Below are 15,670 nucleotides of genomic sequence, written 5' to 3'. Positions count from 1 at the left end.
GGCGGCATGCAGGCGTACCGGCTGGTTCGCCGGGCGCCCGCGCCGCAGGAGCCTCGGGCTGCTCGGCCCGACCCTTTGCAGGCGAATGTCGTCGCGCACGGCGACGGGCCGTTGCTCGTGCTCGGTGGGCCCGGCACCGGCAAGACCAGCACGCTCGTCGAGGCCGTGGCCGCCCGCGTGGCGTCCGGTGTCGATCCCGAGCGGGTGCTGGTGCTCACGTTCAGCCGGCGGGGTGCCGGCGCGCTGCGCGACCGCATCGAGGCGCGGATCGCCGCCGGCGACGGGCGCGTGGTGCACGAGCCGTTGGTCCGCACCTTCCCGGCGTACGCGTTCGGCATGCTCCGCAGGGCCGCCGCGCTCCGTGGTGAGCCGTCGCCGCGGTTGCTCACCGGGCCCGAGCAGGATCTGGTGATCCGCGAGCTGCTCGACGTGGTCGGTCCCGACGGCGAGGACGACCCGATCGGCTGGCCGCTGCACCTGCGGCCGGCGCTGCGCACGCGGGCCTTCGCCGAGCAGCTGCGCGACCTGCTGATGCGGGCCGCCGAGCGGGGGATCGGGCCCGTCGAGCTGGCCCGCCTCGGTGAGCGGCTGGGCCGCGACGACTGGCCCGCGGCCGCTCGGTTCCTGCGCGAATACGTGGCCGTGCTGGCGCTGCGCGACGTGACCACCCGCGGCTCGGTCGCCTACGACGCCGCCGAGCTCGTGCGGGCCGCGACCGGGCTGCTCGACGACGATCCCGAGCTGCTCGCCGCCGAGCGGGGGCGGCTCGACATCGTCTACGTCGACGAGCTCGCCGACACCGACCCCGCGCAGCTCGACCTGTTGCACCGGGTTGCCGGTGGTGGCCTGCCGCTCGTCGCGTTCGCCGACCCCGACTCGTCGACGTTCGCCTTCCGGGGCGCCGACCCGGCCGGGGTGACCACGTTCCCGCACCGCTTCCGCACCGCGTCCGGGGCCGTCGCGCGCACCGTGACGCTGCGCACCGACTACCGGTCCAGCGGGCCCTTGTTCGAGGCCACCGGTCGGGTGGCGCGCCGGCTGCGCGGGCCCGTCGGGCACCGCCGCGCGCTGCCCGCGCCGGACGCGCCGCCCGGCCGGGTCGAGGTGCGCACCTTCCGCTCCCGCACCAGCGAGGCCGCCTTCCTCGCGCACGCCCTGCGCGAGGCGCACCTGCTCGACGGGGTGCCCTGGTCGCGCATGGCGGTCATGATGCGGTCGACCACCCTCCAGCTCCCCGCGTTGCAGCGGGCCCTGCACTCGTCCGGCGTGCCGACCGTGGTGCACGCCGAAGACCTGCCGCTGCACCAGCAACCCGCGGTCGCGCCGCTGCTGCTGCTGTTGCGCTGCGCGCTCGAGCCGGAGCGGCTCGACGAGGATGCGGCGGTCGCCTTGCTGCACTCGCCGTTGGGCGGCGCCGACCCGCTGGCCGAACGCCGGCTGCGGCAGGGTCTGCGCACGCTGGCGCTCGGCGCGGGTGACCGGCGACCCTCGGGCGAGCTGCTGGTCGAGGCGCTGCGCGACCCGGCCGAGCTGGCCCCGGTCGAGCGGCGCTGGGCGGCGCCGGCCAAGTCGGTCGCCCGCCTGCTGGCCGTCGCCCGCGAGGCCGCCGCCGAGCCGGCGAGCACCGCCGAAGACGTGCTCTGGGCGCTCTGGCGGGCGACCGGGCTCAGCGAGCGGTGGTACGGCGCCATCGTGCGCGCCGGCCGGGCCACGGGCGAGCCCGACAACGGTCCGCGCTGGCGGGCCGCCGCCGCCGACCGCGACCTCGACGCGGCGGTGGTGTTGTTCGACGCGGCCGCCCGGTTCGTCGACCGGCTGCCGGGCGCGCGCACCGAGGTGTTCCTCGACCACGTCCTCGGCCAGCAACTGCCGGCCGACACGATCGCGCCCAGCGCCGACCGCGGCGAGGCCGTCCGGCTGCTGACCGCGCACGCGGCCAAGGGTCTCGAGTGGGACCTGGTCGCGGTGGCCGGCGTGCAGGAGGGTGTCTGGCCCGACCTGCGGCTGCGGGGCACGCTGCTCGGCTCGGAGCGGCTGGTTGACGTCGTGTCGGGGCGCGCCGACGAGACCGGCGTGGCGGCGTCGCTGGTCGGCCAGGCGTCCGCGTTGCTCGACGAGGAGCGCCGGCTGTTCTACGTGGCGGTCACCCGCGCGCGGCAGCGGCTGCTGGTCTCGGCGGTCAACTCGTCGGCGGTCGGCGGCGCCGACCACGAGGAGCAGCCCAGCCGGTTCCTGCACGAGCTGCTCGGGCCCAGCGGCGCGGGCGGCGCGACGTCGGCCGGCGACGACGATGCGGACCCGGACGACCCGGGCCCGGACGACCCTGGACCCGACGATCCTGGCCCCGACGGGCCTGACGGTGACGGGCTTGACGGCGGCCCTGGCGGGGGCGGTCCTGGCGGCGATGACCTGCCGCCCGATCCCGACGACCTGCCGGTCGACGACGACGGCCGGGTGATCTGGCCCGACGACGAGTGGCCCGAGGTCGCACCGGCTGGTGGCGGTCGCGCACCGGCACCGGCGCTGGTCCGGCCGCGCACCGGCGACAACGACGACGACGAGCTGCCGCTGGCCCGGCCACCCCGGGCGATGACCCTGTCCGCTCTGGTCGCCGAGCTGCGCACCGCGGCCACCGACCCGGCCGCCTCGGCGACCCGCCGGCACGCCGCCGCGGGCGAGCTGGCCCGGCTGGCCGCCGCCGGCGTGCCGGGCGCGCACCCCGACGACTGGTGGGGCCTGCGCCCGCTCTCCGACGACCGCCCGCTCGCCGAGGCCGGCGAGACCGTCCGGGTCACCCCGTCCACCATGGAGAGCGCCCTGCGGTGCAGCCTCCGCTGGCTGCTCGAACGGCACGGCGGCGCGGCACCGGCCACCGCCGCGCAGGGCATCGGCAACCTGGTGCACGCGGCGGCCATGCTGGCCGAGGACGCGGCCGCCGACCGGGAGCGCCTGATCGAATACGTGGCCGCCCGGTTCGACGCGATCGACCTGGCCGCCCGCTGGCTGGCCGGCCCCGAGCGCGAGCGGGCCGAGGCGATGGTCGACAAGCTGCTCGTCTGGCTGGCCGCCAACCCGCGCCGGCTGCTCGCCATCGAGCAGGAGTTCGCGGTGCGGCTCGACGACCCGACCCGCGACATCGAACTGCGCGGCCGGGTGGACCGGCTCGAGGTCGACGCTGACGGGCGGTTGGTCGTGGTCGACCTCAAGACCGGCCGCACCTCGTCGACCGCCGAAGACCTGGCCGAGCACCCACAGCTCGCCGCCTACCAGGCGGCCGTCCAGGCGGGCGCGTTCGACGCGCACGGCGCCGACCCCGGCGGTGCGGCCCTGGTGCAGCTCGGCACCACCGCCAAGGCGGCCAAGGAGCAGGTCCAGCCGTCGCTGGACGAGCACGACGACCCGGGTTGGGCGCAGGCGCTGGTGCGCCGCACCGCCGACACGATGGCCGCCTCGACGTTCCATGCCATCGCCAACAGCCGGTGCCGGGTCTGCCCGGTCCGCACAAGCTGCCCGATCTCGGGCAAGGGCCGCCAGGTCGTGGAGCCGCCGTCATGACCGAGCCTTGGCGAGGGCATCATCAGCAGAGCCTGCCCGGGCAGGGCGGGTCACCACGAAGTGGGGACCCGGCATGACTCAGCCGTCTCTTTTCACGACCGCGCCGGCTCCGCGTAAGGCGGCGAGCGCTGGGCCTCGTTACACGCCCGTCGAGCTGGCGCGGCTGCTTGGCATGCGGTATGCGCCGACCGCCGAGCAGTCCGCGATCATCGCCGCTCCGGTCGAGCCGCTGCTGGTCGTCGCCGGTGCCGGCTCGGGCAAGACCGAGACCATGGCGGCCCGGGTGGTCTGGCTGGTGGCCAACGGATACGCCACGCCCGACCAGATCCTCGGCCTCACCTTCACCCGCAAGGCGGCCGGCGAGCTGGCGCACCGGGTCCGAATGCGGCTGGGCCAGCTGGTCCGCCGGCTCGGCCGGGCCGGTGACCTGTCCGGCGAGGCGACCATCTCGACCTATCACTCGTACGCAGCCCGGGTGGTCACCGAGCACGGCCTGCGCTCGGGCTACGAGCCCGCGACCCGGCTGCTCACCGAGGCGTCGCGCTGGCAGATCGTCGACCTGATCGTGCGCAACTACGACGGCGACATGTCCGACGTGGAGCGGGCGGCCAGCACGGTCACCGACGCGGTCCTGGCCCTGTCCGGCGAGCTGGCCGAGCACCTGGTCACCCCCGACGAGCTGGCCGGCTGGACGGGGCGGTTCTTCGCCGAGGTGCAGGGCCGGCCGGGCCGCGTCTACGCCGACGTGAAGAAGGCGCTGGCCACGCAGCAGGCCCGGCTGGCGCTGCTGCCGATGGTCCGCGCGTACGACAAACGCAAGATCGATTTTGAGGCGATGGACTTCGGCGACCAGATGGCCCGCGCCGCCCGGGTGGCCCGCGACCACGCCGACGTGGGCGCGGTCGAGCGGGCCCGCTATCCGATCGTGCTGCTCGACGAGTTCCAGGACACCAGCCACGCCCAGGTCGTGCTGCTGCGCTCGCTGTTCGGCGGCGGCCACCCGGTGACCGCGGTCGGCGACCCGTGCCAGTCCATCTACGGCTGGCGCGGTGCCAGCGCCGGCACGCTGGAGCGGTTTCCCAACGAGTTCGCCCGCGCCGACGGCAAACCGGCCCGGTCACTCACCCTGACCACGAGCTGGCGCAACCGGCCGGAGATCCTCCGCGTCGCCAACCAGCTCTCCGCGCCGCTGCGCGCGGCCGGCGCCCAGGTGGCCGAGCTGGCCCCGGCGTACAGCGTCGACGAGCCGATCCGCGGCCGCGAGACCGTCCACTGTGCGCTGTTGCCGACCGTCGGCGACGAGGCCGCCTGGATCGCCGACAGCGTGCTCGCCGCCTGGTGGGGCGCGGCCCGGATGGCCGACGCGCTGCCCGAGCACATCCCGCTGGAGCGCCGGCCGACCACGGCGGTGCTGGTCCGGGTCCGATCCCAGATCCCGGCGATCGAGAACGCGCTGCGCTCGCGGGGCCTGCCGGTCGAGGTGGTCGGCCTCGGCGGCCTGCTGGACACGCCCGAGGTCCGCGACGTGGTCTGCACGCTGCGCGTGCTCGCCGACCCGACCGACGGCGCCTCGCTGCTGCGGCTGCTCACCGGGGCCCGCTGGCGGATCGGCCCGCGCGACCTGGTGGCCCTGCACCGGCGGTCCCGCTCGATCGCGGCGGCCCGGCGTGACCTGGCCCAGCCGGACGAGGAGGACCTCGTGCCGGACGCGCTCGACGAGGCCACCCTGGTCGAGGCGCTGGCCGACCTCGGCCCGGCCCAGCTCTACTCCGCCGAGGGGTTCGCCCGGCTGCGCGCGTACGGCAACGAACTGGCCCTGCTCCGCTACCGGATCGACCAGCCGCTGCCCGACCTGATCGCCGACGTCGAACGCACCATCGGGCTGGACGTCGAGGTCGCGGTGCGGGCCGGCACGGGCGGCCGGGGCGGCGACGCCGGCCTGGCCCGCGGTCACCTGGACGCGCTCGGCGACGTCGCCGCCCGGTTCGCCCGCGACAGCGACGGCGGCGCCCTGCCCGGCTTCCTCGCCTATCTCACCGCCGCCGAAGACGAGGAGCGCGGCCTGGAGCCGGGCGAGGTCGAGGTCGTCGAGGGCGCGGTCCAGGTGCTCACCGCGCACGCGGCCAAGGGCCTCGAGTGGGACGTGGTCGCGGTCGCCGGCCTGACCCGCGGCGGCTGGCCCGGCACGGCCCGCGCGTCCGACCACTACCTGCAGGGCCTCGGCGTGCTGCCGTTCCCGCTGCGCGGCGACGCCGGTGGGCTGCCGCGGTTCCCGCTCGACGACACCGGCGACCAGCGCGAGGTAATGACCGCGCTGAGCGAGTTCAACGAGGAGTGGAAGGCGCACGACGAGCGCGAGGAACGCCGGCTGGCCTACGTCGCGGTGACCCGGCCGCGCCGGCTGCTGCTCTGCTCCGGCTACTGGTGGGGCGAGGGGGTCAAGCGGCCGCGCGGTCCTTCGCGGTTCCTGGTCGAGGTGCACGACGCCTGCCTCGCCGGCAGCGGGGTGGTCGACGAGTGGGCGCCGGAGCCGGCCGGCGAGGCCAACCCGATGGTCGACGAGACGCCCAGCGCCGAGTGGCCCGGCGACCCGCTCGGCCCGCGCCGTCCAACGATGACCGAGGCCGCGACCCTGGTACGCCGCCTGATGACCGACCCCGACGCCGACGCGCTGCTCGACCCGGCGGCCGCCGACGACGCCGCGCGCTGGCGGCGCGAGGTCGACCTGCTGATCGCCGAACGCGACCAGCTCGTGCGCGGCCCCGGCCCGCTGGAGGTCGTGCTGCCCGACCACCTGACCGTCTCGCAGCTCGTGCTGCTCCAGCGCGACCCGCAGGCGCTGGCCCGGTCGCTGCGCCGGCCGATGCCGTCCCGACCCGACCCGTACGCCCGCCGGGGCACCGCCTTCCACACCTGGCTGGAGCAGCGGTTCGGCGCGGTCCGACTGCTCGACGTCGACGAGCTGCCCGGCGCCGCAGACGAGGACGCCGCACCCGACGAGGCCCTGGCCGAGCTGCAGGAGCTCTTCCTGGCCAGCGACTGGGCCGACCGCACGCCGATCGAGGTCGAGGTGCCGTTCGCGACCGCGGTCGGGGGAGTGGTCCTGCGCGGCCGGATGGACGCGGTGTTCGCCGACCCTGGCGGCCGGTACGACGTGGTCGACTGGAAGACCGGCCGCCGCCCGACGGGTGCCGACGAGCGCGCGGCCGCGATCCAGCTCGCCGCGTACCGGCTGGCCTGGGCGCACCTGGCCGGCGTCCCGGTCGACCGGGTCCGGGCGGCGTTCCACTACGTCCGCGCCGGCGAGACGATCCGCCCGGCCGACCTGCTCGACGCCGACGGCCTAGCGGCCCTGGTCACCGCCCTGCCCACCGTCTAGCCGCCGGAATGCCAGCGCGGCCAACAGCGCGCTGCCGTCGGCGACCACCGCGTCGTCGAACCGCGCGTCGGCCGAGTGGTTGGACGGTGCCGTGGCCGGGTCCAGCTCCGGCGGGCAGGCGCCGAGGTTCAGATACGCGCCGGGCACCTTCTCCAGCACGAACGACATGTCCTCCGAGCCGGTCTTCGGGTTGACCAGCCACTGGTAGCGCTGCTGGCCGAAGACCTCGGCCGCGGTGGCCGCCGCGAACTCGGCCTCGGCGACGTCGTTGACCACCGCCGGATAGCCCCGCTCGAAGTCGACCTCGACGTCGAGGCCGTGCGCGGCGGCGATGCCGCGGACGACCTCGGCCGTGCGGCGCACCAGCTTCTCGCGGGCCGGTGTCGAGAACGAGCGCAACGAGGCGGCGAACTCGGCCGTCGACGGGATGACGTTGTCGACGGTGCCGGCGTGGAACCGGCCGACGGTGACCACGACCGGGTCGAAGACGTCGAAGCCGCGGGTCACCATGGTCTGCAGCGCGAGCACCATCTCGCAGGCCGCCGGGATCGGGTCGCGCGTGCGGAACGGGGTCGAGCCGTGCCCGCCGGTGCCGAGCACGCGCACCTTGCACGTGTCGTGCGCGGCGCCGAAGACGCCGCGGCGGCCGAAGAACATGCCGCGCGGGAAGACGGCCGAGACGTGCAGGGCGTACGCGGCCACGGGCGGGTCGCCGGCCGCCGAGAGCAGCCCTTCCGCCAGCATGGGCTCGGCGCCGCCCGGGCCCTCCTCGGCCGGCTGGAACATGAAGACCACGTCGCCCGGCAGCTCGTCGCGGACGGCGCTGAGCAGCCGGGCCGCGCCGACCAGGATCGCCGTGTGCAGGTCGTGGCCGCAGGCATGCATGGCGCCCGGGACCGTCGACGCGTACGGCAGCCCGGTCCGCTCGGTCACCGGCAGCGCGTCCATGTCGCCGCGCAGCAGCACCGCGGGCCCCGGCCGACCGCCGCGCAGCACGGCGACGACCGAGCTGAGCGCGCGTCCGGTGGTGATCTCCAGCGGCAGCCCGGCGAGCTCGGCGAGCACCGTCGCCTGCGTCTCGGGCAGGTGCAGACCCACCTCCGGCCGCCGGTGCAGCCGGCGGCGCAGGTCGACCAGTTCCCCGCTGATCGCCGATGCGGACTCCAGGAACTCCATCGCGCTCCCTCTCAGTCGACGCCCAACCTGATCAGGTCCAGCAACGCTTCGCCGTACGCCTCCTCGGCCGTGGCCGCCTCGAACCGGAGCCGCCGGTCGCCGACGGTCAGCTCCACCCGCCAGCCGTTGCCCGTGCGTTCCAGCATGTGGAACGTCCCACCGAGCAGCTCCCGGAGCTGGTCCTCGCGGGGCAACCAGATCGCCTCGTGCTGTTCGAGGTCGTCCATCGCCCACTCGGTGGTGCCGTTGAAGCCGATCACCGGGCCGTCGGGCAGCTCGTGCACCGCGATGACCATGTTGCTGAGCACGAAGACCTCGTCGTCGAGGTCGCGGTCGGGGATCGCGAAGCGGTCGCCGGGAGCGGGCTTCCAGCGCAGGCCGGCGGCGTGCAGGTGGCGGGCGAGCGGCACGGGCAACACGCCCTCCATGGTGCCTCGGATGCTTCACTAGGTGTATGCCGAACGCCGAACGCTTCCCCGCGGGGGCAGTGACCCGGCTCGGCCCACCGCCATCCGACCTGCCGCCACCACCACCGCCTTCCGAGTCGCGCGGTCCGCGCCGGCTCTGGTGGTTCGCCGGCGCGGCGGCGTTGATCGTGTTGACCGGCCTCGTCGTCGTGATCGCGGCCCGCCCAGGCGGGAGCCGCCGGCCCGAGGCGCCGACCGACGCGCGGCCGCCGCTGGCCCGGGCCTGTCCACCACCGCCGGACCTGCCGGGCACGGCCGCGCCGGCGACACCTCCGCCCGCGCCGGCCGGCACCCGGACGGTCGACGAAACCGCCGGGATCTCCTACCCCGCCTACGGGCCGCCGTGGGAGACGTGGAACACGATCTGGAACGCCGGAGACCTGCGGGTGCCGTACCGGGTCGGGCAGCACTTCGTCACCGAAGCCGCCTACGACGGCCGCAGCGACTACCACGCCTCCGTGTTGTCCGGCGCGGTGCCGGCCGCGACCAACGACGCGTTCACCTTCGACCTGGAGTGCGTCGGCCGGCAGGTGGCCGCCGACGCCCGCAGCAACTACTACCCGCAACCCAACCAGCAGGAGCTGATCCGCGACGAGCGGACCGTCCTGGGTGGACGACCGGCCTGGGTGACGGTGTTCCGCCTGCGGTTCAGCACGCCGGGCCTGCGGGCGAAGAGCGAGCTCGTGGCGCTGGCCTGCATCGATGTCGGCAAGCCGACGGCGGCGGTGCTGTACGTGTCGGTGCCGGAGACCCACCACCAGTGGGACTGGGTGGCGGACGACGCATTGGCGGGAATGCGGCCGGTCTGAGCGTCGCGTTTCCGCGGGAGCGCGCTAACCTCGGCCCTGTGGCCCGCAGAATAAAGATCCCGGCGACCAAATATCCGGTCGAGCGGTTCACGCTCGACAACGGCCTGCGCGTGGTTCTGGCGCCCGATCGCAGCGCGCCGGTGGTCGGCGTAGCGGTCGTCTACGACGTCGGCATCCGCAGTGAGCCCGAGGGACGCACCGGCTTCGCGCACCTCTTCGAGCACCTGATGTTCCAGGGCTCGGAGAACCTCGAGAAGCTCGCGCACTTCCGGCACGTCCAGGGCGCCGGCGGCACCTTCAACGGCTCGACCCACCTCGACTACACCGACTACTTCGAGACGCTGCCGTCCGGCGCGCTCGAGCGGGCGTTGTTCCTCGAGGCCGACCGGATGCGCGGCCCCCGGCTGACCGAGGAGAACCTGCGCAACCAGGTCGACGTGGTCAAGGAGGAGATCCGGGTCAACGTCCTGAACCGGCCGTACGGCGGGTTCCCGTGGCTGACCCTGCCTCCGGTCATGTTCGACACGTTCCCGAACGCGCACGACGGGTACGGCTCGTTCGAAGACCTGGAGAGCGCCACGGTCGCCGACGCGGCCGAGTTCTTCGAGCGCTACTACGCCTGCGGCAACGCGGTGCTCTCGGTCGCCGGCGACCTCGACGTCGCCGAGGCCACCGAGATGATCAAGCGGCACTTCGGCGACGTCCCCGCCCGGCCCGCGCCGGCCCGCCCCGACTTCGACGAGCCCGACCTGACCTCCGAGCGACGCCAGTCGTACACGGACCGCCTGGCTCCCTTGCCCGCGATCGCGTCCGCCTGGCGGGTGCCGAACCCGATCGACGACTTCACGGGCTACCTGCCCTTCGTGGTGCTGGCCGAGGTGCTCACCGACGGCGACGCGTCCCGGCTGGTCGAACGCCTGGTGCTGCGCGACCGCACGGTCACCAGCCTCGGCGGCTACCTCGGGTTCATGGGCGAGCCCTTCGAGGTACGCGACCCCACCGCCGCGCTGCTGCAGTACCACCTGCCGCCGGGCGGCGACGTCGACAAGGTGCTGCGCGCCGCCGACGAGGAGCTCGAACGGCTGGCCACCGACGGCCTGTCCGCCGGCGAGCTCGGCCGGGTGCAGGCCCGGATGGCGACCCACCTGCTCCGCGACACCGACGCGGTGCTCGGCCGGGCACTGCGGATCGCCGTGCTCGAAGAGCAGCGCGGCGAGCCTGAGCTGATCAACGACCTGCCGCGGCTGATCGGGGAGGTCACGCCGGAGCAGGTCCGCGCGGCCGCGGCCACCCTGACCCCGCAGCGCCGGGCGTCCATCGAGGTCATCCCCGGAGGCGGAAAGTGAGCGACACGAAGCGGACGTTGCCGGCCCTCCTGCCGGCCGCGCCGATCAAACTGCCACCGGAGTCCGAGCGGCGACTGACCAACGGCCTGACCGTGATCGCGATCCGCAGGCCGGCGGTGCCGCTGGTCGAGGTCCGGCTGCGGCTGCCGTTCGCCAAGGCCAACCTCGCCCGGGGCGCGATGCTGGGCCAGACGTTGTTCTCCGGCACGGCCGACCTGTCCACCGTGGAGATCGCCGCCGAGCTGCAGTCGGTCGGCGGCGGCCTGTCCGCCTCGGTCGACCCGGACCGGCTGATGATCAGCGGCAACAGCCTGGCCGCCGGGCTCACCCGGATCCTGGAGATCCTCGGCTCGGTGCTGGACGGGGCGGCGTACCCCAGTGACGAGGTCGGCACCGAGCGGGACCGGCTGGTCGACCACATCCAGGTCGCCAAGAGCCAGCCCGCCCACCTGGCCCGCGAGGCCCTGCTGCAACGGCTCTACGGCCGGCACCCGTACGCGGTGCAGACTCCGGAGCCGGAGCAGGTGCGCGCGGTCCGCCCGGCCCAACTGCGGGCGCTGCACGCCGAGCGGGTGCACCCGGCCGGCGCGACGCTCGTGCTCGTCGGCGACTTCCAGCCCAAGCGGGCCCTGGACACCGCCGAGGCGGTGCTCGGCTCGTGGAACGGCGGCGGCAAGGACGTCACGCTGCCGGCCGCGCCGCAGCCTTCGCCCGGCCCGGTGCTGGTGGTCGACCGGCCCGACTCGGTGCAGTCGTCGCTGCGCATGGCGCTCCCGGCCGTGCCCCGGACCCACCCGGACCACGCCGCGCTGCAGCTCGCCAACCTGGTGTTCGGCGGCTACTTCTCGTCCCGCTGGGTCGAGAACATCCGCGAGGACAAGGGCTACACGTACGGGCCGCACTCGGTGATCGACCACTCGGCCGCCGGGTCCGTGGTGCTGCTCTCGGCCGAGGTCGCCACCGACGTGACCGGTCCGGCGCTGCTGGAGACCGTGTACGAGCTGGGCCGGATGGCCACCCTGCCGCCCGGCGAGGAGGAGCTGGAGCAGGCGCGCCAGTACATCCTCGGCACGCTGATGCTCGGGGTCTCGACGCAGGGCGGGATCGCCGCGCTGGCCACGACGTACGCCGGTGCTGGCCTGCGGCTGGACTTCCTGTCGGAGTACACCGAGCAGCTGCGCACCGCGACGCGCGACGACGTGGCCGCCGCGGCCGCGAAGTACCTCGCACCGGCCGGCGCCGTGACCGTGATCCTCGGCGACGCCGCGAAGATCGAGGCTCCGGTTGCCACGCTGCGTGAGGTGGAGCTGGAATGACGGCTGTGCCGCCCCTCGCCCGGGCCACCCTGGACCGGGCGGGGCACCGGCGGTCGGACCCGCACTGGCTCGAGTCGGTGTGGCCGTCCGCCCGGCTGCTGCGCGTCGACGCGTCGAAAGGCACGGCGCTGTTCCGCGACCTCGTGACCGGCGACGCGGCCGACGCGGCGGTCGGTGCGGTGCTGTCGCTGGTCGTCTCCGATACGTCCGATGTGGATCCGGCGGCCGCGGTGCTGCTGGGCGTGGAGCCGGACGGGGTCGCGGTCTTCGCGGTCGACGGCGCGCTGCCGACGGTCGAGGGGACGCGGCCGGCGAACCTGCGCGACGTCGGGCACCAGCTCAGCGACCGCGACGCCGGGCTGCTCACCACGGCGCTGGCGATCCTCAACTGGCACGCCCGCAGCCGTTACTCGGAGCGGACGGGCCAGCCGACCACGATCGGCGACGCGGGTTGGTCGCGGTCGGACGCGTCCGGCAACCAGACCTGGCCGCGCACGGACCCGGCGATGATCGTGCTGGTCACGGATGGTGTCGCCGGGCCCGAGGGCCGGTGCCTGCTCGGCAACAACGCGACGTGGCCGAAGCAGCCGGGCTTCCGTCGCTTCTCGTGCCTGGCGGGCTATGTCGAGCCGGGCGAGTCGGCCGAGGCGGCAGTGACACGCGAGGTCGCCGAGGAGGTCGGCATCGCGCTGGACCGAATCGACTACGTGGCCAGCCAGGCGTGGCCGTTCCCCGGATCGCTGATGCTTGCCTATACGGCAGTCGCGGATCCGGCACAGCCGCTCAAGGTCGACCCGGCCGAGATCACCGAGGCCCGCTGGTTCACCCGGCGCGAGATCCAGGAGCTCCTGGCGGGCGCCCGTGTCGACCTGGGCACCGCCGACGAGCCGGCACTCATGACACTGCCGATGGAAGTCTCGATCGCGCACTTCCTGATCGCGACGTGGGCCGCCTGATCGGTTTTGTGACGCGGACCCGGCTGGTCAGGGGCCCGTTCTTGGCCCCTGACCATTGCGCGCGGGAGCAAACGGTCGCGCGCCCGACGGACGCGCGTAAATCCGCTGTTTTATGCGGCTTCCAGCGAAGCAAGATGCGTCTTCACTTGGTTGATCGACGGGTTGGTCAGCGCCGTCCCATCATCAAAGCGCAATGTCGGAACTGTCTGGTTGCCGCCGTTGACGCTCATGACGAAATCGGCGGACGCCGGGTCCTGCTCGATGTCGATCACCTCGTACGCGATGCCCTCGCGGTCGAGCTGGGACTTCAGGCGGTGGCAGTAGCCGCACCACGAGGTGGAGTACATCGTCAACATCGAGCTTCCTCCAGGGGGTTGGGGGGTCCTCCATCGGAGAGAACGTCGGACCCGGCTGTCATGATTCCTGACTGTGGCGGTTGACTCTCCGGCGGAGCAGGTTCTCGCGGGCCTTGACCCCGAGCAGCGCACCGCCGTGACCGCGGCCGCCGGGCCGGTCTGCATCCTGGCCGGTGCCGGCACGGGCAAGACGCGGGCGATCACGCACCGCATCGCTTACCGCACGCTGCGTGGTGACATCGCGGGGCGGCATCTGCTGGCCGTCACCTTCACCGCTCGGGCCGCGGCCGAGATGCGGGCCCGGCTCGCCGCGCTCGGTGTCGGCGGGGTCCAGGCGCGCACGTTCCACGCGGCCGCGCTGCGCCAGGTGCGCTATTTCGCGCCGCGGCTGCTCGCCGGTCGCGAGTTGCCCGAGCTCGTCCCCAGCAAGGCCCGGTTGGTCGGGTTGGCGGCCGCCCGGGTGGGTGTGCGCACCGACCGCACCGGAGCGCGCGACCTCGCCAGCGAGATCGAGTGGGCCAAGTCGTCGTTGGTCGAGCCCGGTGAATACGTGGTGGCGGCGGCCAAGGCGACCCGCGAGCCACCGTTCGAGTCGGGCAAGGTGGCCGAGGTGTTCGCCGCGTACGAGCAGCTCAAGCGCGGCAACGGGGTGATCGACTTCGAAGACCTGCTGCGGGCGGCGGTGTGGGGGATCGAGGAGCACTCCGACGTCGCCGAGCAGGTGCGGGCGCAATACCGGCACTTCGTCGTCGACGAATACCAGGACGTCAACCCGTTGCAGCAACGGCTGCTCGACGCCTGGCTCGGCGGACGCGACGACCTGACCGTGGTCGGCGACGCGTCGCAGACGATCTACTCGTTCACGGGGGCGACGTCGGCCTACCTGATCGACTTTCCGCGGAAGCGGCGCGACGCCGTGGTGGTGCGGCTGGTCCGCGACTACCGGTCGACGCCGCAGGTGGTCGGGCTGGCCAACGCGGTGATCCGGCAGGCGCGGGGCTCCGAGGCGCGGCTGCGGCTGGAGCTGGTCGGTCAGCGTCCCTCGGGTGCCGAGCCCGAGCTCCGCATCTTCCAGGACGAGCCGGGGGAGGCGGCGGCGGTGGCGGCGCGCTGCCGTGCGCTGGTCGCCGCCGGCACGCCGGCCCGGGAGATCGCGGTGCTGTTCCGCACCAACGCGCAGTCCGAGACCTACGAGAAGGCGCTGGCCGAGGCCGAGGTGCCCTACGTCGTGCAGGGCGCCGAGCGGTTCTTCGAGCGCACCGAGATCCGGCAGGCCCTGGTGGCGTTGCGGGCGGCGACCCGGTCGGCCGATCCGGGCGAGCCGTTGGTGCGGTCGGTGGCCGCCGCGCTGGAGGCGGTCGGCTGGGCGCCTTCGCCTCGGCCGCCGGGGGGTGCGGCGCGCGAGCGTTGGGAGGCGTTGGCCGCCCTCGTGCAGGTCGCCGAGGAGTTCGCCGCCACCCCGGTGCTGTTGCCGATCGGTGAGGGTGCGGTCTCGTCGCGGCCGCCCTCGCTCGCGGACTTCGTCGACGAGTTGGCGCGGCGGGCCGCGGCGCAGCACGCGCCGACCGTCGACGGCGTGACGCTGGCGTCGCTGCACTCGGCCAAGGGGCTCGAATGGGACGCCGTGTTCGTGGTCGGGCTTTCCGACGGAACCCTGCCGACGACCTACGCGAAGACGCCCGAGCAGGTCGAGGAGGAGCGCCGGCTGCTGTACGTCGGGGTCACCCGGGCGCGCGAGTGGCTCTGGCTGTCGTATGCGATCTCCCGCTCGCCGGGCGGGCGACCCCGGCGGCCGTGCCGGTTCCTGCCGCAGTTCGACGGGCGGCCGGGGGGTGCCGGCGGGTCCGGGGCTGGCTCCGGCATGGCGCGGCTCAGTCGCAAAACTGACAGCAGGCCACCACGGATCGTGTCGTGCCGGGTCTGTGGCGCCACCCTGCTCGGCGGCGCCGATCGCAAGCTCGGCCGGTGCGCGACCTGTCCGTCCGATCTGGACGAAGAGCTGCTGGAGCGACTCCAGGCCTGGAGGGCGCGCGTTTCCGCAGGTCAGCGCGTTCCGGCATACGTCGTCTTCACTGACGCGACGCTGGTGGCGATCGCCGAGCGCAAGCCGGCGCAGCGCTCCGACCTGATCGCCATCGCCGGCATCGGCCCGCGAAAGCTGGGTCTCTACGGCGACGCCGCGCTGGCCCTGGTAGCGGGCGCGGCCGTTGATGATCTTGAGCCAGAAAAAACTTCTGCGAATGACCCGTAAAACCGTTTGCCCTCCCTCGGAGGGGAGGCATAGCCTCAGGGCACACCAGGAGAGAGCGC

At 74.2% G+C, this 15,670-nt stretch carries 10 protein-coding genes; 7 read left to right on the top strand and 3 right to left on the bottom strand.

All coding sequences use genetic code 11. The annotated features are described in order from the left end of the window. Positions 1-6 precede the first annotated feature (6 nt). Entirely contained in the window at positions 7-3,555 is a 3,549-nt protein-coding gene (locus tag CHC05_RS10060) for an ATP-dependent helicase (RefSeq protein WP_245870749.1), read from the top strand. Positions 3,556-3,628: 73 nt separating this feature from the next. Further along, a complete protein-coding gene (locus CHC05_RS10055; RefSeq protein WP_089247059.1) occupies positions 3,629-6,934 on the top strand; it encodes an ATP-dependent helicase in 3,306 nt (1,101 codons plus the stop codon). Here the strand turns inward: CHC05_RS10055 and CHC05_RS10050 are convergent. Together CHC05_RS10050 and CHC05_RS10045 are read right to left on the bottom strand one after the other, a co-directional pair. Next, positions 6,899-8,110, bottom strand: a complete 1,212-nt coding sequence (locus tag CHC05_RS10050) for a M20 metallopeptidase family protein (protein WP_089247057.1) — start codon at positions 8,108-8,110, stop codon at positions 6,899-6,901. The genes CHC05_RS10055 and CHC05_RS10050 overlap by 36 nt on opposite strands. A gap of 11 nt (positions 8,111-8,121) precedes the next feature. After that, the gene (locus CHC05_RS10045; protein WP_089247529.1) at positions 8,122-8,529 is read right to left on the bottom strand and encodes a pilus assembly protein CpaE; all 408 of its coding nucleotides are present in this window, start codon (positions 8,527-8,529) and stop codon (positions 8,122-8,124) included. Between the two features lie 35 nt (positions 8,530-8,564). Here CHC05_RS10045 and CHC05_RS10040 point away from each other — a divergent pair, with 35 nt between their 5' ends. The 4 genes from CHC05_RS10040 to nudC are packed head-to-tail and all read left to right on the top strand — an operon-like array spanning position 8,565 to position 13,004. Beyond that, positions 8,565-9,386 (top strand): hypothetical protein, encoded by an 822-nt coding sequence (locus CHC05_RS10040; RefSeq protein WP_089247055.1) that lies wholly within the window; start codon positions 8,565-8,567, stop codon positions 9,384-9,386. Positions 9,387-9,424: 38 nt separating this feature from the next. After that, entirely contained in the window at positions 9,425-10,732 is a 1,308-nt protein-coding gene (locus CHC05_RS10035; protein ID WP_089247053.1) for a M16 family metallopeptidase, read from the top strand. Further along, a complete protein-coding gene (locus tag CHC05_RS10030; protein WP_089247051.1) occupies positions 10,729-12,048 on the top strand; it encodes a M16 family metallopeptidase in 1,320 nt (439 codons plus the stop codon). Before CHC05_RS10035 ends, CHC05_RS10030 begins: the two co-directional genes overlap by 4 nt. Continuing rightward, positions 12,045-13,004: an NAD(+) diphosphatase gene (gene nudC / locus CHC05_RS10025; protein ID WP_089247049.1), complete on the top strand. Its 960-nt coding sequence runs from the start codon at positions 12,045-12,047 to the stop codon at positions 13,002-13,004. The genes CHC05_RS10030 and nudC overlap by 4 nt, the downstream gene beginning before the upstream one ends. Before the next feature lie 110 nt (positions 13,005-13,114). Here the strand turns inward: nudC and CHC05_RS10020 are convergent, their stop codons facing one another. Continuing rightward, a complete protein-coding gene (locus CHC05_RS10020) occupies positions 13,115-13,360 on the bottom strand; it encodes a mycoredoxin (protein ID WP_089247047.1) in 246 nt (81 codons plus the stop codon). 73 nt (positions 13,361-13,433) lie between these two features. Between CHC05_RS10020 and CHC05_RS10015 the strand changes: the two genes are divergently transcribed. Then, on the top strand, positions 13,434-15,611 hold the full coding sequence (locus tag CHC05_RS10015) for an ATP-dependent DNA helicase UvrD2 (RefSeq protein WP_089247045.1): 2,178 nt from the start codon (positions 13,434-13,436) through the stop codon (positions 15,609-15,611). Positions 15,612-15,670 lie beyond the last annotated feature (59 nt).

This window comes from Asanoa hainanensis (assembly GCF_900188485.1).
In the GTDB taxonomy this organism is placed as follows: domain Bacteria; phylum Actinomycetota; class Actinomycetes; order Mycobacteriales; family Micromonosporaceae; genus Asanoa; species Asanoa hainanensis.
Note: the sequence above shows the minus strand (reverse complement) of the source record. Positions and strands in the feature narration are given on the sequence as shown.